The sequence below is a fragment of the Roseiconus lacunae genome, from assembly GCF_008312935.1.
Taxonomy (GTDB): Bacteria; Planctomycetota; Planctomycetia; order Pirellulales; family Pirellulaceae; genus Stieleria; species Stieleria lacunae.
Window position 1 is genome coordinate 149,190 of record NZ_VSZO01000012.1, and the last position, 22,149, is coordinate 171,338.

At 55.8% G+C, this 22,149-nt stretch carries 16 protein-coding genes; 6 read left to right on the forward strand and 10 right to left on the reverse strand.

What is annotated here, in order from left to right; translation table 11 throughout:
- The first annotated feature begins 120 nt into the window (after nt 1-120).
- From FYC48_RS27840 to FYC48_RS16870, 3 genes are all read left to right on the forward strand, one after another.
- On the forward strand, nt 121-276 hold the full coding sequence (locus tag FYC48_RS27840) for a hypothetical protein (protein WP_160149584.1): 156 nt from the start codon (nt 121-123) through the stop codon (nt 274-276).
- A gap of 588 nt (nt 277-864) precedes the next feature.
- Nucleotides 865-1,965: a DUF1559 family PulG-like putative transporter gene (locus FYC48_RS16865; protein WP_149498196.1), complete on the forward strand. Its 1,101-nt coding sequence runs from the start codon at nt 865-867 to the stop codon at nt 1,963-1,965.
- A 55-nt stretch (nt 1,966-2,020) separates the two neighbouring features.
- Nucleotides 2,021-2,440, forward strand: coding sequence for a carboxypeptidase regulatory-like domain-containing protein (locus tag FYC48_RS16870; protein WP_149497903.1), 420 nt, complete (start codon nt 2,021-2,023; stop codon nt 2,438-2,440).
- A gap of 102 nt (nt 2,441-2,542) precedes the next feature.
- Here FYC48_RS16870 and FYC48_RS16875 read toward each other — a convergent pair whose 3' ends face one another.
- From FYC48_RS16875 to mnmG, 7 genes are all read right to left on the reverse strand, one after another.
- Entirely contained in the window at nt 2,543-3,481 is a 939-nt protein-coding gene (locus FYC48_RS16875; RefSeq protein WP_149497904.1) for a hypothetical protein, read from the reverse strand.
- Nucleotides 3,481-4,005 carry a hypothetical protein gene (locus tag FYC48_RS16880; RefSeq protein ID WP_149497905.1) on the reverse strand — a complete coding sequence of 175 codons (525 nt, stop codon included), beginning with the start codon at nt 4,003-4,005 and terminating at the stop codon, nt 3,481-3,483. Before FYC48_RS16880 ends, FYC48_RS16875 begins: the two co-directional genes overlap by 1 nt.
- Before the next feature lie 138 nt (nt 4,006-4,143).
- Nucleotides 4,144-5,619, reverse strand: a complete 1,476-nt coding sequence (gatB, locus tag FYC48_RS16885) for an Asp-tRNA(Asn)/Glu-tRNA(Gln) amidotransferase subunit GatB (protein WP_149497906.1) — start codon at nt 5,617-5,619, stop codon at nt 4,144-4,146.
- Nucleotides 5,620-5,622: 3 nt separating this feature from the next.
- The gene (gene gatA, locus FYC48_RS16890; protein ID WP_149497907.1) at nt 5,623-7,080 is read right to left on the reverse strand and encodes an Asp-tRNA(Asn)/Glu-tRNA(Gln) amidotransferase subunit GatA; all 1,458 of its coding nucleotides are present in this window, start codon (nt 7,078-7,080) and stop codon (nt 5,623-5,625) included.
- Nucleotides 7,081-7,237: 157 nt separating this feature from the next.
- Nucleotides 7,238-8,590 (reverse strand): sensor histidine kinase, encoded by a 1,353-nt coding sequence (locus FYC48_RS16895; protein ID WP_160149585.1) that lies wholly within the window; start codon nt 8,588-8,590, stop codon nt 7,238-7,240.
- A 288-nt stretch (nt 8,591-8,878) separates the two neighbouring features.
- Nucleotides 8,879-9,463: a response regulator gene (locus tag FYC48_RS16900; RefSeq protein ID WP_198953774.1), complete on the reverse strand. Its 585-nt coding sequence runs from the start codon at nt 9,461-9,463 to the stop codon at nt 8,879-8,881.
- Between the two features lie 619 nt (nt 9,464-10,082).
- On the reverse strand, nt 10,083-11,915 hold the full coding sequence (gene mnmG, locus FYC48_RS16905; protein WP_149497909.1) for a tRNA uridine-5-carboxymethylaminomethyl(34) synthesis enzyme MnmG: 1,833 nt from the start codon (nt 11,913-11,915) through the stop codon (nt 10,083-10,085).
- Nucleotides 11,916-12,088: 173 nt separating this feature from the next.
- Here mnmG and FYC48_RS16910 point away from each other — a divergent pair, with 173 nt between their 5' ends.
- On the forward strand, nt 12,089-14,416 hold the full coding sequence (locus FYC48_RS16910) for a hypothetical protein (RefSeq protein ID WP_149497910.1): 2,328 nt from the start codon (nt 12,089-12,091) through the stop codon (nt 14,414-14,416).
- A gap of 179 nt (nt 14,417-14,595) precedes the next feature.
- Here the strand turns inward: FYC48_RS16910 and FYC48_RS16915 are convergent, their stop codons facing one another.
- Nucleotides 14,596-15,903 (reverse strand): DUF5658 family protein, encoded by a 1,308-nt coding sequence (locus FYC48_RS16915; protein ID WP_149497911.1) that lies wholly within the window; start codon nt 15,901-15,903, stop codon nt 14,596-14,598.
- Between the two features lie 456 nt (nt 15,904-16,359).
- Between FYC48_RS16915 and FYC48_RS16920 the strand changes: the two genes are divergently transcribed.
- The gene (locus tag FYC48_RS16920; protein ID WP_200836629.1) at nt 16,360-17,742 is read left to right on the forward strand and encodes a sulfatase-like hydrolase/transferase; all 1,383 of its coding nucleotides are present in this window, start codon (nt 16,360-16,362) and stop codon (nt 17,740-17,742) included.
- Between the two features lie 315 nt (nt 17,743-18,057).
- Nucleotides 18,058-19,095: a DNA polymerase III subunit delta gene (gene holA / locus FYC48_RS16925; protein WP_149497912.1), complete on the forward strand. Its 1,038-nt coding sequence runs from the start codon at nt 18,058-18,060 to the stop codon at nt 19,093-19,095.
- 27 nt (nt 19,096-19,122) lie between these two features.
- On the opposite strand, the gene FYC48_RS16930 is transcribed toward holA, so the two are convergent.
- Together FYC48_RS16930 and FYC48_RS16935 are read right to left on the reverse strand one after the other, a co-directional pair.
- On the reverse strand, nt 19,123-20,343 hold the full coding sequence (locus FYC48_RS16930) for a hypothetical protein (RefSeq protein WP_149497913.1): 1,221 nt from the start codon (nt 20,341-20,343) through the stop codon (nt 19,123-19,125).
- A gap of 86 nt (nt 20,344-20,429) precedes the next feature.
- A complete protein-coding gene (locus FYC48_RS16935) occupies nt 20,430-22,148 on the reverse strand; it encodes a hypothetical protein (protein ID WP_149497914.1) in 1,719 nt (572 codons plus the stop codon).
- Nucleotide 22,149: the final 1 nt, after the last annotated feature.

The following is a 22,149-nucleotide window of genomic DNA, read 5'->3' on the forward strand; positions in this document are numbered from 1 at the left end:
TGAATGACGGCTTGGGGGCAGCAAACCAATCCCAAGGTGGTGTCACTGCATCAGGGATCGGAAGCGGGTTTTCCCTAATCGACGATTCTTTGCTGCAGAGTCATAACCGGCATAGGTCGTGTGACGCGACAGACCGCCGAACCATCGGCCGGCTTACCGCACACCGATCGCGAGTATTTGCCTTGGTTTCTGCCGGGAGCGCTGAGTCGACCACGCTACGACTTGACTGCGGTCCAGCAAGCCTTGCAACCAACGATGGCCGCTCAACCGCCTTGACCAACGCTCAAGGTGCATCGATGAACCATTCGTTGTGCAACCGCTGGCTAAACCATCGATTGTGGCCATGACACCCTAAGCCGTTGCCAGAACAGCACTTTGGGGAACAGCACACCCTGCTAAAGAATCGAATCGGCCTATGTCTTAGGCACCCTGCCCATTGTCGAGGCGGCAATTGCGCAGCGACCGAACACCTTTGGTGGGCTCGGGTTCCGCAATCATCAGCAAAAAAAGAACGATTCCAAAATCGCTAAGCAAAACCAATCTGACTTATCGCCAGTTGAAGTGAAACGTTTTTCCATTGAGAGATTGGCGACGCATCGGCACAAACGTTTTGATGAAAACACCGGCCATTGGCACCACGTTCGCGTAGGTCGACCCTCGTCAGCCAGTGAACTGTCCCACGGTTTCCGGTCAGTTCATTCATCGTTTCATCAGCGTCGAACGCGTCGCACGAGAACGCTTGTACGTTGAACGCCCAGACGTTGCGGTGCACGACTCGACTGCTGATTTGTTTTCATTCTTACGACTCGGGAAATTCAGCGAACATTTAAGATGGATCAAAACATCCCCCCACAAGTCACTCCGATGGCAACCTCTGCCGACAAAAAACGTTCGGCCCGTGGTCGGCAAACACGACCCGCATTCACGTTGGTCGAACTTTTAGTCGTGATCGCGATCATCGGCATCATGGTCGGCCTATTACTGCCGGCCGTTCAAGCGGCTCGCGAAGCGGCGCGACGCATGCAATGCTCCAACAACATGAAGCAGATCGGGCTTGCGATTCACAACTATCACTCACAGTTCAAGCAGATGCCGGCCAACCATGGCCTGCGCACGGACCTGATAGCGGGCCAGACGCCGCCATCGGGACCTTCATGGATGACCGTGATCCTTCCACAACTGGAACAATCTGCGGCGGCCGAAAAATTGAATTTTAGCGGCACCGACTTTAGCGAAGACTCGGTCTATCCCAACCGCAACTGGGAGGTGATGAGTCAAACACAGGTGCCGACTTACAACTGCCCTTCAAGTGCCTTGGAACGCTACCGCTTCCAAGAGACCAGCCAAGCGACGCGTGACTTTGATCCGGACGCCCCGGATAGCTACGACGTTCAGATTCCTGACTACGTTGCGACTGTCGGATACTACAACCCGCCAGGTTCGAACGTGTTCTCCTGGGATCGTTACTACGCCGGAAAGGCAACTTGGTCGTGGGGTTGGTTGCAGGACGACGGGTATATCTCGATGTTGAATAACAAATTCCGCGAACGACGCTTCTCCAGCATCCTCGATGGCCTGAGTAACACGATTGCGGTCGGCGAGCATGGATCGGAACTTCAACACTTCGATGGAACCCGCGAAGACTCCCGCCCCGGTCGCGGACCTGGTGGTTTCTGGGCAGCTCGCCCCATGCACTTTGCCTGGAGTGCTTACCACGGGAAAACCGCGAACGTGACCGTCCCACGTTATCCCAACAACAGTCTGTACTCGGGCAACTGGACACAGAACGGCGAGCACACCCTCCACAACGGCTTCCGTTCACAACACTCTGGCGGCGTCATGTTCTTACTCGGCGACGGGTCGGTGCGATTCATCACCGATAGCATCGACTTCGACAATATCTTCACCGCCCTCAACGGCCGGGCAGATCATTACAACTTCGATCAGAGCTTCATGGTCCAGTAACCCGCCGAGGATTCCACCCTCAACTCTTCAATCCATTCCATTCTCAAACGATTCCATGAAATCAAAACTAGCGTTCACGTTACTCGCCGTTGCCTTAACCGGCTTCACCGTCACCGGCTGCGGCCCAAGTCAGCCGGAACTAGGGCAAATCGAAGGAGTTTTGACCATCGATGGTGAACCGGTCAAAAACGGCAGTATCGAGTTCATTCCGATCGGTGGCGGGCGACCTTCCCTTGCCCTCACCAATGCCGAGGGAAAATACGAAGCGTTCTACCTACCCAACGTCCCGGGCGCTTTGACCGGCAAACACCGAATTCGATTCGAAATCGCCAAAGGCAAACCCGGTGATCCCGGTTTGGTCCGTCCGAAAAAGAACGGTAAACGCCCGCAAGGCGAAGTCAAACTTGAACCAAGTGAGATCGAAGTGGTTTCCGGTGAGAACGAAATCAACTTCCAGTTAGTCGAGGCGAGTTAAGTCCGCCTTGATCGATTGACCGACTTTTTTAGCGGCAATCTGAAGTCTTTCTCACATTCATTCTTTGTCGCCCGGATGAATGTGAGTGACATCAGGTTGTCGCTAATTTTTTTGCGCTGTCTTAGTCGGGCGACTCACTAAAAATCCTGTCGCCGACAACCCGACCATGCACCAAAGAACGGAGAACAACAGGTGGTTTGAAAAAAAAGCAATCGAAAAGTAGATCGTCACGCCCACCGCGGCCGCCCATTTTGGCGGCAGCAGCCACAGCCCGAATCCGGCCAATGTCTCGACCACGATTACCTTTCGGCTGTACCACATCGCCATCGATTTGAGTGACTCAACTTGGGAGTGGTCGCGCAACAAATTGAACACCCAAAAATCGCGGTCGACGAAATAGATGTCGTAGAACACCTCGCCGGACCAGTACTCCGGCGTCCACTTCCCGACCGCCCCGCCGAGCAGCACCATCGATCCAATCAAACGTGCTAAAAACGCCGCTCGTCCCATCAGGGAAAAAGGGTCGTCACGTGACATCCGTGTCGTCAGCCACAGCACCCATAGCGACGCCCAAGCGCTCGTCGCAAATGTCATATCATTGTAGCTTGCTTGATGGATCAACAGCACCGCGAGGCATCCGGTTGTGAATGCCGCCGCTACGGTTCGCAACCAGGGCGTCAATCCAAACACCCCCACGACGATTCCGGCCAACGTTCCCAAGTAGACATTCCGAACCACGTCCGCCGATTGCAGAAATTCAGGAAAGAACGCGTCCGCGAGTGGAAAGCGGTGATAGACCTCATCGGCCAAATAAAAATACGACCATTTCCAAACCAGCCCCATGAACAGGGTAGCCTGAACGATCAGATAAGCCGCAAGAACTTTGCCACTACCAGGAGGAGGCAAATGAGCGTCGGCAGACTCAGTGGCGTCGCTTTGGGTTCCACGACACGCCGTCTTGTGATCGGATGAATCGCTCTCCTTTGAATGACCGTTCGCTGGTCGCTCAGAGTGTGCTTGGTCGGCGCTAGAAGCGGACATCACTGTAGCACCTCTGGAAAGATTAGCTCAGGCAAGTCCGGCGACTGATCGCTGAGATCAACGAACTCTGACGATTGCCGAATCCATTCGTAGCGTCCTTCGCCAAGCGGACGGGCAAGGATTTTTGATTCGAGCGTTTGGCCGCGATAAGACGATCGAACGGTAAGGTAGCAATGCCGCCCCTCATGACACAACGAATAGCGACCGTTGGCGAACGTCAGCAAGCGTGTCGGAAAATGATTGATGTACCTCGGACGCGTCGAATCGAGTACCGGTGTGATCAAACCGTCTGGCAGATCGCTGATCTCGTATTGGTTGCCAAAGTTGTACATCGCTGGCACGGGAGCCTGAATCGCCCATAGCGCGAATGAGTCTGTCGTCAAGTGGAATCGACGCATGGTCATCCGAGCGATCGCCGGATAGAACGGCATTAAGAGCAGCCAAACCGAAACGGTCGCTATCGAGACGACAATTGCAACAAAGAAAACGTCGGGACGCTTCGGCGTTGATTTCGCATCTGCCATCGGACCTCACCCGTCAAAGTCGACCATCATCCAGTCCCCTCACTTCCATCGACCACACCAAGGCCCGCGATTGATGTTCGCAGCCCACGCGGCGGTGACTTCCGTTGTTAGAACCGTACCTTACGGTTTAGGCGATCTTTACGGGGCCTGTTCGATCAGCCGCAAGGCAATTTGTCGCACGGTCTGTGGGTTGGCATTCGGGTTATGCTTCTTTGCCTGGCCGATCAGCGGTCCGATCGCCTTTTGATTACCGCTCTTGACGTCTTCGACGACTTTAGGATTTGCGTCGAGCAAACGTTTGACCAGTGTTTCCATCTCGGATTCGTCGACCGCTTCGATCCCGAGTGCTTCAATCGCTTGATCGATCGTACCGCCTTTTTCGACCAGGTGTTTAAACACGTCGCGGGCGCGATCGTTTGGCAATTCACCTTTCGCGACGCGCGAGAGAAGGTTCCCCAGGTCGGCGGCGAGCACAGGAAAGGAATCAATATTTTCGTCGCGTTCTTTCAAGGTCCGCAAGACGTCTTGTTGGATCCAACTACTCGCCCGCTTGCCATCCCCGCAATGCGTGGCAACGGTGTCAAAGTAATCGACCATTTCGCGACCTTGTGAAACGATCACGTCGGCATCATAGGCTTTGATCCCGTATTGTTTCTGCAATCGTTCACGAGCCTCACCGGGAGTCTCTCCCAGCGACTGACGGATACTTTCGACACGTTCACGCGGAATGCGAACGGGCAACAAATCGGGACAGGGGAAGTATCGGTAGTCGGCGGACTCTTCTTTTTCACGCTGCGGATAGGTGACCTCTTTGACGTCATCCCAACCGAAAGTCCGTTTGCCTTTGGATTTGATCGTCCAGCCGGTGTCTTCCCACTCGACGTATTGCCGTTTGACTTCGTAATCGAGCGCGGCGGCGACGTTCCGGAAGCTATTCATATTCTTGATTTCGACGATCGGTGTGCGGATGACTTCGCCATGTCGATCGATTTCCAAGTTGACGTTGGCATCGACACGAAGTGACCCTTCTTGCATTTCGCAATCAGAAACACCAAGGTGCACCATCGTCTCTCTTAGTTTGGTCAGATAAGCCAAACACTCGTCGGCGGTTCGCAAATCCGGCTCACTAACGATTTCCAACAGCGGAGTCCCACAGCGATTCAAATCGATGCGACTGTCGGCACTACCCGCCGTTTCGTCGTGCATGCTCTTGCCGGCATCCTCCTCCAAGTGGGCGCGGGTGATATGAATCTTGCGATGTTTTTCGGGATCGGCCGGGTCGTCGATCTCCAACACGCCGTCGACACAGATCGGAAGATCGAATTGGCTGATCTGATAGCCCTTGGGCAAATCGGGATAGAAGTATTGCTTTCGGTCCCACTTTGTCATCGGCGGGATATCGCACTGAAGTGCTAGTCCGGCTCGAATTGCCAGTTCGATCGCCTGTTCGTTCATCACCGGAAGCGCCCCCGGCAGTCCCAAGCAAACCGGGCAGACCTGCGTGTTCGGCGGTCCACCAAACTTGGTGCTACAACCGCAGAACAGTTTTGTTTGGGTTCGCAGTTGAACGTGGACTTCCAGTCCAATAATCGTCGTAGTCGGTAGCTCAGCCATGGCTTATCCGCGAGGTCGTTTGGTGTGATAGTCCGTCGCCGACTGGTATGCCGCTCCGGCGAACAAGAGCCGCGATTCTTCGAGCGCGGGGGCTTGCAACTGAATCCCGACCGGCAGACCACCGTCCGTCAATCCGGCCGGCAGTGAGATCGCAGGCACCCCGGCTAAGTTGGCGCCGACGGTGAATAGGTCGCATAGGTACATTTGAATCGGGTCGTCAATTTTGGCCCCCAGTTCGAATGCAGGCGTCGGCGTAACGGGGCCCAACAACACGTCGACCTGTGAAAAGGCCGCGTCATAGTCGGCGCGGATCAAACCACGAACTTTTAACGCCTGGTTGTAGTACTGGTCGGCGTAGCCTTCGCTTAACGCATACGTCCCGATCATGATGCGACGCTTGACTTCCGCACCAAATCCTTCGGCTCGGCTTTTGCAGTACATCGCTTCTAGGTTATCGCTGTCTTCACTACGATGACCGTAGTGGGCACCGTCATATCGCGACAGATTGCTGCTCGCCTCACTCGGTGCGATTACATAATACGTCGGCACCCAGTACTCGCGGTGGGGAAGATCCACGTCGACAATTTCGGCCCCCAATTCGGCGAACACGCCGATCGCGTGTGCCACCGCTGCTTGCACCGCGGGGTCGACCCCATCGGCGGTCATTGCCTCGCGAAGCACGCCGACGCGAACACCGCGCAAGTCGTTCGAATCCGTCGCCGTGACATAATCGGGAACAACACGATCGAGCGACGTCGAATCGCGTTGTTCATATCCGGCGATCGTATTGAGCAGCAATGCGCACTCTTTAGCACTCCATGCGATCGGACCGATCTGATCCAGGCTGCTGGCAAAGGCGACCAACCCATACCGGCTGACTCGACCATAGGTTGGCTTCAGTCCCGTCACACCGCAAAATGCGCTCGGCTGGCGTATCGAGCCGCCGGTGTCGGTTCCCAAACTGAGCGGTACCGTCTGAGCCGCCACCGCCGCGGTCGCTCCGCCGCTGCTGCCGCCGGGGGTCAACGTCACGTCCCATGGGTTTTTGGTAACGCCGAAGGCACCGGTTTCGGTGCTGCCGCCCATCGCGAATTCATCCATGTTGGTCTTGCCAACGATCACCGCGTCGGCCGCTCGCAATCGCTCGACGACGGTCGCATCATACGGTGGCCGGAACCCACGCAGCATCTTCGATGAACAGGTCGTCGGCATGTCCGATGTACAAATCACATCCTTGACCGCAACGGGGACACCGGCGAGCGGACCGAGTGGTTTGCCGGCGGCACGTTTCTCGTCAATCGCCTTCGCCGTCGCCAATGCCAAATCACCATCGAAATGGGTGTAAGCGTTGTGCTGAGGCTGCGATGATTCAATCGCGGCGATCGCCTGCTGAGCGATCTCGACAGCCGATCTCTCTCCCTCAGCCTGCTGACGAAGCAATTCAAATGCAGAATCGAGCATGAATCCTAAGCTCTGAAATTGGTTTAAATGGTCTTGGCCGCGATTATCCGCCAAAGACTGTGGCTTTGAAAGACCAGGGCTTGGAAAGACCAGGCCATCGAAAGACAGAGGACGTTCGCGGTCAAGATTCCTGCGTTTCTTTGTGAGGAAGCGATCCTCACCCCGCCGCGGGAACCAAAAGCGTTGCCACGCATCCCGCCAAACCGCTTGAAAGCGAAATCGAAGCCTGATGCAATTCGGCAATTCGAAGTGCCCGGCAGAGACCAAGTCCGAGACCACGGCCAGCCTCGCGACCACTGTAGTAGGGATCGAACGCGTGTCGTCGAGCCTCCTCGGTCAGCCCGGGACCGCTGTCAGCAACTGATAAATTCCAGCATGCCCGCGATTCGATCGATTCTTCTTCACCGATTTTGGCTGCACCAGATTCGAATCCGAGTGACACCACGATCGTGCCCCGTCCCTGAACCGCTTCGACCGCGTTGCGAAGCAACACCCGCAATGCTTCGAGCATCATCAAACGATCCGCAATGACTTCGGCAGGCCCATCGGGAAGATGGAGAATTAAGTCGGCACTCGACAAATCGAGCTGGGCTCGAAACTCTTCGAACGCTTCGGAAGCGACCTCCGCCAAGTCCACTCGCTCAAATTCGGGCTCGCTCGGATTCGCGTAAAACATCAACCCCGCGATCATCTCGTGGGCCCGGTAGACCTGCCGAGTGATCTGCTCGAGCGACTCACGGCGCCTTGGATCATCCTCTTGATGGGCAAGCGATTGGGCGCGGGCGGAAATGTTTGCAAGCGGGTTGTTGATCTCGTGACTTAAGCCATAAGCAAGCTGCTTCGCCGAGGCGAGTTTTTGTTCTTCGGCAAACGCTAAAAATTGACTCTCGATATTCCGCTGCCGACGCGCCGATTGTGCCAGTCGATGCAACAATTGGCTGCCATCGGCAACCTGGACTGAATTGTCCTGTTCGTCCAAATCCCAAATCAAACGCGGCAGACGATCTGTAAACACGCCTGCCGGATCAGGTCCCAGAACCTTTAACCAATCGCCTAAATCATCACCCCAAGTCTGGGGATCGCGGCGAACCGACTTGGCTTTTAGCCAGGACCATTGTCGCTGTTGGGCATCGTTCAATTGAGGAGCGGCCAACAGCCACTCGTTGTCGCAAACAAGCGAATGAAATTCATCGGTTAGAAACCAACCGGCCAGCTCAGAGAGTGCGACGAGAGCCCCAGTCGGGGCGTTCAACATCGCGAAAAATAGCAGCGGCGGATCACTCGCCATCGCCTTCATCAAACGCCGCTCCAGCGATCGGCTTGCCTGATCAGGCTCATTCGACAACGCTAGTGACATTGCAGTCATTGCCGTATCGGACAACGGTAACCACCATCTTCGTGACGGGGCATCTGGTGAGCCATCGTGTTGCTCTTGCCCAGAAAACTCGTCATCAACAATCGGCGGCAATAGCCCCCACCAGCCGTGCGTTCGAGTCGATTGCGAAATCATCGGCTCTTCCGTTGGTGTTGGAACGCTCACCACGTCCATTGTCGTTGGCACTGCAATGTTTTACGCGACATCTATTCTTGGGTAGCGGAACTCGCCGGTTACCGAATGGCTTGGCGGTTTGTCTATTTAGCGATAGTCGCCTTTCACTCGGTGAAAGCTGAGTAAGTCATCGCTACTTTTGCGGAGCACAAGGCGACGATGCGACTACCGAATGCCTCGACGGCTTCCGCTACGGTTGAGCCCCAAGGCTGATGCGTCGAACTCGAATTCCCGATTGGATACAAAACGCTAGCTAACGCTACGTTCCATTTCCAACAACTCGCACGAGCGAAGCACCAAATCATCGATCGCAAATGGCTTTTGCATGAAATCGTTTGCACCGGCCGCTTTAAGCGCGTCAACCTTGTTGTGCTCCACCATCCCTGAGATGCACAAAATCTTGACCATGTCCAATGCCGGATCGCTTCGAACTCGCTGGCAAACTTCTTTACCGTTGATATCGGGAAGCATCACGTCGAGCACGACGAGGTCGGGACGGAACTCCTTGACGCCCATTCCGGCATCAAATCCGTTGTTGGCGGTTCGAATATCGAATCGACCGTCGCGTTCGAACCCTTCCTTCATCAGTTCGACCAAGTCTTGATCGTCGTCAACGATCAACAATTTTTTCTTGCCGCTCTCGAGCGCATCGGTCGGAATTCCGTTGTCCTTCATGAACAGATAAAGCTGTTCACGAGGAATCCGTCGAAACTTACTTCCCGGTACGCGAAAGCCTTTCAGCGAGCCATTGTCAAAGCAACGAATGATCGTTTGCTGACTGACTTTGCAAATCTTCGCCGCTTCGCCTGTCGTAAAGACCGTTTTCGTGGTCATCGCAGAAACCATCCTCCCTGCTGGACGAGCCTATTCCCAACCTGTGCGTAAGTCGGTGGGCTGTTTGCTTTCAACAAAGCTCGCCCATCACGCGCGTCTTTCCGTGCCAATCAAAATTCTGCACAGCCGTGTTCGTCACTAGACCAACACGACACGCGTCTTTTAGCAAAACCCCCACGCTTCTGCACAAGAGCACTTCGCCGCAAATTGTGCGAAAAACGTAAGTAGCAGCAAACTCCAAAACCCTCAAGCTTGCCTGCATTGCCCGACCAGCGAATCTTACCGTTTCCGGCACCTGGGTCAAGATAGGTGGTTCATTCCCACACGGTCTGTGCTGGCATCTCCCCACCCATTGAAGCGATCGCGTACGCAATAACGCCATCTCATAACGCCATCTCTAGCCAAGTCAGAACAGCGAGTCCGAGCCCATTCAACCTGCGATCAAGCCACAGAGATGAACTTTCACCTGGACAACTGAGTGCTCAAAAAGCCAGGATTCGCAGTTGAACCACTAATCTGCGTCGATTGAACAATCTGCGTTTAGCGAACACCAATAGAGAAACCGAGGCGTCTGCCGACCTGATTCGCTCGCCCGCTGCACTCCCGCTTTCTCCGTTGCCTATTTTGAGGGTGCTTCGAGGTAGGCCAACAAAAGAGCGATATCAGCAGGCGTGATTCCGCTGATCCGCTGGGCTTGGTCGAGTGTCACGGGTCTGATCGAACTGAGCTTTTCACGAGCTTCGCCACGCATTGCCGTGATGGTGGCGTAGTCGAACGTCTGTGGGATCTTTTTCTTCAACATCCGCTGCTGCCGAGCCACCTCGTCTCGCTGGCGACTGACGTAGCCCTCGTACTTGATATCAAAGACAACTTGCTGGGCGGCTTGAGCCCCGATCGCCCCGAGTTCGGGCACGATCGAACACATCACCTCCCAATCGACTTCGGGACGCCGCAAATAGACATCTCCTTTGACATCCCCCTTGGCGGTGCTGACCTTTGACGCAGAAAGCAACTCCATCGCCTTGGCGATGTCTTTCAGCTTTTGCTGAAAAGCGTCACGGCGAGTAGCCTCGATCAGGCCCAACTGATCTGCGTCGGCCGTCAATCGCCGGTCCGCGTTGTCTTGACGCAGCAACAATCGAAATTCCGCGCGGCTGGTAAACATCCGGTACGGCTCGTCGGTACCGCTGGTCACTAAATCGTCGACTAACACGCCGATGTAAGCTTGATCGCGTGTTGGCACCCAAGTCGATTTACCGGCGACAATGCGGGCGGCGTTCAACCCGGCGATCAAGCCTTGACCCGCCGCTTCTTCGTAACCGGTGGTCCCGTTGATTTGTCCGGCCAAAAACAAACCAGGGACTGTCTTTGACTCCAAGTGCGGCCACAACTGAGTCGGCGGACAGTAGTCATACTCGACCGCATACCCGTAGCGCATGATCTGCGCATTCTGAAGGCCTTCGATCTGACGAAACATCGCATCCTGAACATCTCTGGGCAGACTGGTCGAGATGCCGTTCACATAGATTTCTTCGGTGTGATGGCCTTCCGGTTCGAGAAACAACTGATGTGAGTCTTTGTCGGCAAAGCGAACGACTTTGTCTTCGATCGATGGACAATATCGCGGTCCGCGTGAATTGATCTGCCCGCTATACATCGGCGCCCGATGCAAGTTGGCTCGAATCAGATCATGGACCGCTGGGTTTGTCATTGCGATATGACACGGGACCTGCTGAATGTCGATCGTGTCATTGAGAAACGAAAACGGTTGAGGTTGATCGTCCCCGGGTTGTTCTTCTAGTGATCGATAGTCGATCGTCCGTCGATTCAATCGAGCCGGAGTTCCGGTCTTGAATCGATCGATCGCGAATCCCAATCGCTGAAGCGCACCGCTGATTCCCCTCGTTGTCCCTTCGCCTGCTCGGCCGCCAGCGGTTTTCGCATCGCCGGTGTGCATCACCGCCGACAGAAACGTCCCCGTTGTCAGCACGACGGTCGGGGCGCGATAGACCGCATCACCACGGACTTGTACGCCGACGAGTTTCTCACCGTCGGGGGTGGTTTCGGTCAGCAGGTCTTCGACGGTTTCTTGCCGCAGATCAAGATCGGGCTGCAGTTCGATCTCGTGCTTGATGAATTGTTGATACGCCTTCTTGTCGGCTTGCGCGCGAGGGCTGTGCATCGCCGGGCCTTTGCGGCGATTGAGCAAACGAAACTGTATCCCAGTGGCATCGATCGCCCGCCCCATCAACCCACCCAAGGCGTCGACTTCGCGGACAATTTGCCCCTTGGCAACGCCGCCGATCGCGGGATTGCAGGACATTTGCCCGACGGTATCCAAATTGGTAGTCAGCAACGCTGTTTTGGCGCCCAAGCGGGCGGCGGCCGCGGCGGCTTCGGTTCCGGCATGCCCGGCGCCAATCACCACGACGTCGTATTCGTATTCAATCATCTTGGAACGTCTTTCGTTTTCTTAACTCACTGGCCCGACAGCTTAGGCCGACTCTTTCCGGGCGGTCACCTTCGCGACACCGTCTTTTCCGCCGATCGCAATCAAGATCGCCCCTTCAAGCTGCCGACGACAGAAACGGTGTGTACCAATTTCACTCGACTTTGACGATTTTGATGACTGTCATTGGCCCAGATCCATCGATCAATCGCAGGCGGCAAAACTCCGTCAAGACTCATGTCGCATTGTCGGCGAGCTTCCGATCGCCAACCTGCGGACTGCCAACGGGATTCACGACCGACGCTTTGTGCAGCAATCAGACCGCAGGCATCGATCGATGCGCCGACACACGCTACCGAAGCGGCCCTCGTGCCAATCAGCTTGCGCTGGGAACGATCGCATTGTTGGCCGCGTTATTTCTTGGCGCGAAGGCCTCGACCGCAGTTGGACAGGACGTGCGCTCGCACGATGACGTTATTGTCATCGCTTCTCGCTCGTTCGACATCCCCTTTCACATCAATGGGCAAACATCGGCCAGCAGCGTGAAACTTTACGTCTCTACCGACAAGGGGGAAAGTTGGCAAATCGCGACCGAATCACCGCTTCCGGTCGAGAAACTGCACTTTGAAGCGAGCACGGACGGAGAGCATTGGTTCGCCCACGCGATCACCTCGGATGACGAAGCCGATCGGGCTAGCCTTTCCGCGGAACGGAAAATCGTGATCGACACGACCGGCCCCTCGATTGGCCTGACTGGCGAAGCCAACATGGAAGGTACCCTTTCGGCCCAACTCGTCTTGGACGATCCACGCCAACTGGGGACCCTACGAATCCTCTACGCGACGGATGTGAACCGCCAATGGATCACCCTGAAAAATGATTCTGTCGACACGGAAGGCAATTTTAAAATCCAACCGTCAGAAGACTGGAAACAAATCGTCCTGCATGTCACCGCGCTCGATTCCCTTGGCAATGCGTCGGTCCAATCCAAGACCTTTCGCCGTCCGCGAATCGCGACCCTGCCGAGCAAAGGCCTTGCCGGGGTCGGCTTGCCACCGGTCAAAACGGCGGCCGGACCAAGTGATCCACCGCAGTTGCGAATTGGCCCGCCGATCCAAAGCCCGCCCAATCAACCCACATTCACCTCGCCGAATTCGCCTTTCAATGCGAACGGCCTTCGCCCCGAAAGTGTCCCCAAACGTGTCTTCGAACAGAAGTCACCTTCGACATGGCAGGACGCGACCGGGGCAAGCCCTTCGACACAACCGCCGTCGACTCGACAAGAAACGTTTGGCTTGGATCGGTTTGGACTTCGCGGTACCGACCCGCAAAACGCTCGGACACGCCGACTCGATTCGCCCCAGTCGCGGATGTCACCGATCGCCGGAACGACCTCGGCGAAAGTAAACGCGGACGCCGACCAATTCGCGCAGCTGCCACCGGGTGGGCTATCGGCAAAGATCACACCGGAAGGCATCGAAGTACTGCCGCCTCCAAACGCTGAGAAAGAACCTGCAGAGCCCATGCCAGGCAATACCAGCGATACTTCTGGATCATCATCCCCCAGCCAGAATCCGCCGCAAGTTTCGCCACAGCCGGTGGAACGGATCCAGACCCCGGATGCCGAAGCAGCGAACTCGCTAGCCAAACCGTCGATCTCACTCGATGCCCCCCAGCGGCCGGATACGATCAAAAAAGCGCTGCAGCCTATCACGCCAACAGAGAAGCCATCCGATCAAACGACGATCAATGGCTCGCCGGAACAGATCCCCGCGCCTGCGGCAGAACGAAGCGAAGAACGTCGGCACCGTGTTGAGAAAGCCGAAGCGTCCGGACGCGAACAACAACGTCAATTTGACCTCGCCCAACTGGCTCGTTCGGTACCGTATCGCTTCAGCGAAACCAATCAATTCAGCTTGGAGTACGAACTTGAAGCTGTCGGCGCCACCGGAGTCGAATCAGTTGAACTCTATGGCAGCCTGGACGGTGGTGGGACGTGGCAGCGATGGGGTGCCGACCCGGACCGCCAAAGCCCCTTCGACATCATTACCAAAGGCGAAGGCTTGTTCTCGTTTCGCATCGTGGTGCTCGGTAACAACGGCTTAGCCAGTCCAAGTCCGCTCGCCGGTGACAAACCCGATATCGCCGTCCTCGTCGATCAAACACCGCCTTCTGTTCGAATTACCTCGGCGCGGTATGGCGAGGGCGATCGCGTCGGTTCGCTAGTGGTCGAATACGATTGCTCGGACGAACATCTAACGACTCGCCCAATCGCGTTGGCGTTTTCTGATTCGCTGGCTGGACCATGGACAACGATCGCCGCCGGATTGCAAAACAACGGTGTCTACGTTTGGCCGGCAGATCCGAAACTGCCGGGGCAGATCTACCTGCGAATCGACGCTATCGACAAGGCAGGGAACACCGGCAGTTATCTCCTAGAACAGCCCATCCAGACGAGCGGCTTGGCACCGCGAGCAAGAATCTTGGGCTTCCGAACTCGCTAGCGTCCCGCCGACATCTGAAATGAGGATCAGTCGCCCAGCGTTTGCTACGATCTCCATGCAATATCGATCGGTACAACAATTGGGGCCGGCGGCTCAGCAGTCGGCCCCCATCGGTTTCCCAGCCGGGGGCTAGACGGATCTGCTGCATTGCCAAAGCCGGGCGATGCGATAAGCGGGCCTTAAAGAAACATCGATTGAAAGACAACCCAGCGAGCGGTCAGCAGGGTCATCAGCAAACAACACCACCACGATGCCAAGTGTGCGATCGGTTTACGACGCAAGGTGTAGAGAATACCGATCGACATGCCGGTGACCGACAACTTAAACAACGTCAGTAGTCGCGCATCGCTAATGAATTGACTACCTAGCGGATTGAGCTCTTTCATCGCGCCGGCATTGGACGCCGTCAACGTCCAGACCAAATCGACGATCGAGAACAAAGCGATAATGACCAGCGACTGCACGATGATCTTGTGGCTTTTCTTTTCGTCATGGGTCTCGGTGTCAACGGTCGGCCGATTGGACAGCAAGTGACCAAACCCTAGCACAACGCCTACCATCCCCAACAGAGAAAGGGGATACGCCAGACGATCGCTCAAAAAGACCGATGCCGAAGTTCGTTCGCCGTCGGCGCCCGCTTCATCGACCCGTTGCAAGTCAAGTTCGGCCCGTTCGGTAAAGTCCCCGGAAGGACGAAAGTCTGCCACCAAACGACTCCAAATGGAGGCCTCATTCGTCGTCAAACTTTCCGGCGGATCGGCCGAAATGTTGGCCCGGTCGGTCAACAACTGAAGCAACTGATACCCCGCACCACTGGGGTAGAGCACCAACGGTTCGTGTTCGGGGTAGATCGCAACGATGCCCCCCATCGACGCTTGCCGCAAATCGCTTGCGACGGAATACAGCGATTGTCCGCCGCCATTGTGATAGAAACTTCGTGCCCCGCCAAAACGGCCACCACCCCAAGGACCTCCGAACCCGCGGCCTTCGTATGGATGGCCACTCCCCCAGCCTCCACGACCACGTCGGCGATCACCATCGGCGTCTTGGCCGTCTGCCGTCTCGGTTGATTCGCCGCGAGCGACTTGACGATCCGATTGGTTACGATTGGCATGCTCGCCACGACGATACTCTCGGCGCCCCGATCCGCCATCGAATGCAACCGGAGTCACATCGAACTCACGGTCAGAGAATTGGCGAGAACGATGATGCTGGGCGGTATTTTGCCCCGCTTCTTTCTCAGCTGCTTTCTCATCGGCGGTTTGAAAATAGTCGCGATCGAACTCCTGGCCATTGATCGTGATCGTGTCCTGAGTGTGCTCGATCACATAAGGGGGCTGTATGTAGCGTCCCTCAACGATCAAATACCCTGTTCGTAGCGTTACCACGGTCAATTCGCCGTCGTCAGCCTTCGCGACGGTCCCCATCACCACTGCAAAACAGCAAGCCGAAACCACAATACCAGTCAGGCGTTCAAGAAGTTGCATGCAATTCATCGCATGGAGTCCAAGGGCGGGGAAAGCGGTGCCGTTCACCACGGTCACATCGCATTGAACCCCTATTAAACTGCAGGGTTTCGTCGCTTCAAAGAAAGAAAAAGACAACGATTTCCATCCCTCCTTTCCTTTCCGCTTAAGTGCCCCTCGCCGACGTTCCTGCGGATAAACTATCTGGAAAGCCCGCTTGATGCGACTTCGCGAAAGACGTTGCCTCCCAGCGAATCACTGCGTCACCGAAGCCAATGAAGCCAGCTTGACGGCGACGCACGGGTGCACCAGGCGTACCTGCGTCTTTCCGGGCACTCCCCTGCCCTGCTCTATTCGCTGCCGTTTGCTCCCCCGTCACTCTTCCACATCACAGGCTCAATGATGATGCTTCCGCCTCCGCGTCTCGCCCGATTTGGATCGACCGCCGTCTTCGCTGGGTGCCTTTTTTTAAACACCATGATGTCGACCTCTGCCGCCCCACCGAACGTGATCCTGGTGATGGCGGATGACCAAGGTTGGGGAGAAACGAGTTACAACGGGCACCCTTTGCTTAAAACACCGGAACTCGACGCGATGGCAGCCAACGGACTGCGATTCGATCGTTTTTATGCCGGTGCCCCGGTCTGCTCCCCGACGCGAGCGGCAGTACTCACCGGCCGCTCCTGCTATCGCGTCGGAGTCCCCGAGCATGGTTACGCCCTCCGGCACCAAGAAACCGTACTGCCAAAAGTCTTGGCCGATGCTGGTTACAACACCGCACATTTCGGGAAATGGCACCTCAACGGATTGCGCGGCCCCGGTGTCCCAATCTTCGATCACGACCCGTTTCATCCCGGCACCTTCGGATTTCAGTACTGGTTGTCGGTCACCAATTTTTATGATCGCGATCCATTGATGAGCCGCAACGGACAAATCGAAGACTACCGCGGTGACTCCTCCGATGTTGTTGTCGAACAAGCGGTCGATCACATCGGCAAACTCGCTAAACAAGATGCACCGTTCTTTGTTGTGATCTGGTACGGCACACCTCATTCGCCTTTTAAAGCCTCCGAGGAAGACGCATCAGCATTCGAACATTTGGATGAACAATCCAAGCAGCACTACGGAGAGTTGGTTGCGCTCGATCGCAGTGTCGGAACACTTCGCCAAAGCCTTCGCCGGTTGAACATCGAAAAGGACACCGTCCTGTGGTACTGCAGCGACAACGGCGGCTTGCCCAAGATCACACCTGACACCACAGGCGGCTTGAAAGGCAACAAGGGAACGATCGATGAAGGTGGTTTGCGCGTCCCGGGAATCATTGAATGGCCCGGTACGATCGAGCCGCGGCGGACGAATTATCCGGCCAGTGTGATGGACATGATGCCGACGATTTTGGAACTGGCCGATACCCAACATCCCACTCCAAACCGACCGGCCGATGGCACTAGTTTGACACGCTTATTCGGCGGCGAGAACCAAGCCCCTCGACGAGTTCCAGCCCTCTACTTTCGCTACAAGAAGATGGCCGCGATGGTCGACAACGATTGGAAAATTTCAACGCGTCAGTTGGCTGATGGCCCTTTTAAACTTTACCACCTCGTCGAGGATCCGTCGGAAACAACCGACGTCTCCGCCGAAAACCGCAAACGAAAACAGCGGATGGTCAAACAGCTTCAAGCGTGGCTCGCGGAAACCGATGCCAGCGAATCGGGAAGCGATTACCCCGAAGGCGACGTCGACCCGATGCACCCCCGACCGATGTTCTGGACCGAACGCGCCGACTACCAACCGTATCTCAACGAATGGAAAGATCGCTGGGAATACGGCAGTTGGCTCGAAAGACGAAAACGCAAGTGAGCGATCGGATCGTGACATTTGAAATCGAACATCGACATCACCCGCCAGAGCCTCCCCGTTCAGGGTCTGGGTTTTCGCAGCGGCGCGGTCTATGATTTCGCCACGGCCTTCCATCGATGGATGCCAAGCCCGATGAACGCTACTTTCGCGGAGCGGAAGGCGACAATAGTGAGCCGATGGCGATAGCCACGCGCCTCGAAGGGCGATGATGGCATCGTTGGGCCCGCGGCTCACTGAATCGATAAGCCCCGCAAGGTTCGTGCGACAGCTTGGCGCCACCTTGGACTCGGAAACAACAACCGCCTGGTCAACATCATGTCCAAAGTACACGCGTTCGATTTCCTGACCAAAAGCAGCGATGCCGATGCGCATGACTTTTCTGTTGCCGGCCTATTCGGCGGCGACGGCACATTGATGGGATGGGCGACGAATAAGCTAGCTGGCGATTCCGACGTGACGGAATTCGATGGCAACACCGCACGTTGGTCCGATGTCAACGATGAACTCTCGACGGGTTCGTTATTCGACATGGGCGAGAAACGGGCCATCGTGATTCGTGACGCCGATTCGTTCCTGTCGTCGAACCGGGCCGAAGTCGAAGCTTACTTGGCGAAACCGGGCAGCGTCGCACGATTGATTTTGCAGCTTCAATCGCTCGCGAGTAATACCAAAGTTTACAAAGCCCTGGACAAATCCCACGTACTGATTTGCTGTAGCGGGGAAACGGGGAAAAAAACCGGCGCGACGGCCGTATCACGTCGTAAATTTTTGACCGAATTTGTCGCCGGCCGACATCAAACCAAATTGACCGGCGAAGCTGCCGACGCGTTGGTGGAAATGCTCGGCGACGATGTTGGATTTTTAGATACCGAAATCGCCAAACTTGCGTGCTACCAGCCGCCCGGTGAAACGATCGGTGAAGAGTTGGTCCGTGACGTTGTCGCCGGATGGCAAGGCAAGACGATTTGGCAAATTACCGATGCGATTTCATCGGGCAACGCTGCCGAAGCACTTTTGCAACTCGACAAGTTAATCTCTGGGGGTCAGCCGCCGGTCGCCCTACTGCCACAAATCGCGTATTCGCTACGCAAACTCGGCCTGGCCACCGCCATTCACTTGGCCGCCGAACGTGCCGGTAAAAAACCACACCTGGAAGACTCTCTCGTCAAAGGCGGAATGCGACCGTTCGAAATTGGTCGCGCAACAGCGGATATGAAACGAATGAAGCGCGAGCGAGCAGCCAAACTGCTGGAGTGGCTACTCGATGCTGACTTGCGTTTAAAGGGCACGCACAGCTCCGACGGACTCGACCGCTTCCTGCTCGAAAGTCTTGTCCTCAAACTGGCTCAGTAACGCTAGAGCGACAATGGCTGCAACAGGCTAACGCGCCGGCTGATCGTTCAATCGTTGGGCTTCATAGCGAAAGTCGGTTTGCACATCCCGCTGCCACTTTGTTCCGAACAATAGATGATTCTTACTACGAACATCGGCTTTGATGTCGCATGTCCCGTTGGCCTGCAAGATTAGGTAGTCATCTTTTCCGAAAAAGACACGCCCTTGAATGCCACGTACCCGAGCGTCGTACTTCTTCGCATTGTGATCGAGCATCAATGCTAAGTCACCGTTTTGGATCGCCAATTGCCGGCAGGCCTTTCCGTCGTAAATCGCATCGCGCAAGTAGCGTAGTTGGATCGAACCACTGGAAGATCCGCCGCCATGGACCAGCATCGAACCGGCATTCCCCGCGTCGACTTTCCACGCATCGTTAACGGGGCGATTGACGTTTTCCATGACGTAATAGTCTAGCAAGGGATCGGCCGCTTGAGCCCACCGACGCACGTCGTCAAGCTTCACCGTGACCGGTCCGGCCGTTTGACGGACTTTTGTTATTCCTAAACCATTTGACCAAACGACTTCGAACGTGCAGCCGGAGTACTGCGCGGGATCTTCGACCAGCCGAGCTTCGTCGATCTGCGTCAAACGCTCCACATCAAACCCGCTGACCTCCGCCAAACGCGTCAACGCTTTTTCGTATCGAGGATCGACTTTGCCGTACGTGACCAACAACTTGTACGCGACATCCGCCGGTGGGACGGCGGCTCGGGTGACATCCAAAAGTTGTTCCAATCCAATTTTAAAAATCGGAGAGGCATCGCTAAAGTCTGCAACGCGCAGTCGCTTTTCACTAACAATTCTCTGCTGAGACGCTTCGAGCACTTCGATCTCGAACGTGATGTCGCCGAGTCGATTGTCCAGGACAGTTGTTTTGCCGGAATATCGATTGGTGTAAACCACGTGAGTCCGACCTTCGATTCCCCAGTTCTCGTTGACCGCCAGTCCACGTAGCCGAAGTACCTTCGTTGCCGCCCAGCTTTTGCCGTTGGGATAACGCCTGGCGAGTTCCCGTTCGTCAAGTTTTCGCGATGCGGTCTCCCGTTTGCTTTCGAGTGACATCCAGTCGGATTGCGTTGCCACTTGACCAAAGGCAACCGTCGCGCCCGACAAACAGCCCCACAGGATTAATGCGACACGACCAAGGATGAAGCCACCCGCCGTCCAACGGCTTTGACGATCGACAGATCGATTGAAGACGCGGTCCATGAATTGAACACCTCAAATAATAAAGATTCGATACACACAATCGATCCAAACACGTTTTGTCGGCCTGCCTAGCAATCGCTCTCCGTTTAAAGCGGCAAGGAATCAATCGGGTCAATTACTTTTTGTCCTAGCGGTTGATCCGTCACGGTTGCCGGACGTGCCTTGCCGCTAACGATTCGTTCCAGCTTCACCGGGGGCCCATACGCCCGATCGGTTTCCAACGCGACCGAGTATTCGCTGGCGCTATCGTCAAGCCGTAATCCCTTAGCCAACTGCCAGATCAAAAGCGGACTACTAAACGTATGATCGATGACCGTCGAATTCCAAAGCGTGCCGTCTTGTTGCAGCCAAAAACGCAGTGTATCCCCGGCTCGAAATTCGTCGACTGGCAAACGGATCCGAGCCTCGCTCTCGGCTGTCTCCGGCCAAGTCCACTTTTCGGACAGAGACATCGAGGAGGTTTCAAAACCGACAACATGCGGCCCAGATCGTTTCTCTTGCTCACCTTTGGTCGCTTGGCGAACTTCGCGAACCGACAATTCAAAGTCGCGAATCTCGATCGCTTCGGCTAACCAATCGCCAAGAAAATCTTTCACTCGCCCGGAAGCCATCAACGCGTGCTGCTCTTTGACTTGATCGAGCGACTTGGAACTGCGAGCCCATGTCGACCAGCGGGAATGAGCTTCATTCAATGCGTCAATTCTTGCGACGACAAAGTCATAGTGAGATGTCTCCCAGGGTTCGTCGACCAGACGCTGCACACGAAGCCGCAGCGTTGTATCAAAGGCTCGCCATTGCGGTTGCCCTTGCATGACGGAAACATTTTCCAAACGGGTGCGCCATGCCTGGGGCGAGCCATCGATAGCAAGTTCGATCGCTTCCCCGAGAGAACGCCCGGCGACTTGGTCGACCCATCGCCGACGTGCCTGAGCTTGCTGGTCGATCGGCGGTGGTGCGACGGCAGGTTGAGGCGGCGGTAACGGTGCCGCTTGCCGCGCGATCGCTTCGCCTTTTAGAACTTCAATTCGTTTGGCAAGGCGATCGACCTCGCCTTCCAACGCTTGGAGCGTTTGTTCGTGTTCGTGTTGTTGTTGTTTCGCCGCGTACGCACCGACTACGATCCCAACCAACCCGATCGCATTTAACAGCGCCGACCACCATGCCAGACGAGAGTGTTTGTCAGCTCCCTCGATCCGGTTGGCGATCTTTGCCGCGTCGATTTCATCGGCCTGCGATCGCTGAATCAATTCGATCGCAGTACGTTTAATCGCCCGACTACCGCGCGAGCGTTTCAAGTTCTTCAGTAGCTTTTCTGTAAACTGGCCGTCCTGTCGTCCTAACTGCCAAATCGTTGCAACGGCGGAGGTACCGAGCGCGATTTCGGCGAGCACTACGCCCAAGGCATACCAGTCATCCGACGGCTTCGCCGCCCGCCCATGACTGAGTCTTGCTTCGGTCAGGTACATCGCATCGGGATCACCGGCATGCACGTCATAAACGGCATTCGGATCGATCCAAAGCGTTGCCGACGGTTCGGCGGGCGTGCCACGATTGTGAAACGAGCGAAGCGTGAGATGACCACAGGCCTGCTTGTGGCCATGGATCAATTCAAGCGAGCGTACGACGTCGGCGAACGAACGATAAAGCCGGGTCCGGGCAGCCTTGCTTAAACCATCGACCGGCAAAGACTCAAACGACCGAAAGGCGTGAATCGAAGTCTCACCAACGACCATAGGGATCGAGACACCTGGCAAAAGTTTGCCGGCATCAAGCGAGGTGACGTCAAGAGAAGCGTGATCGATCATC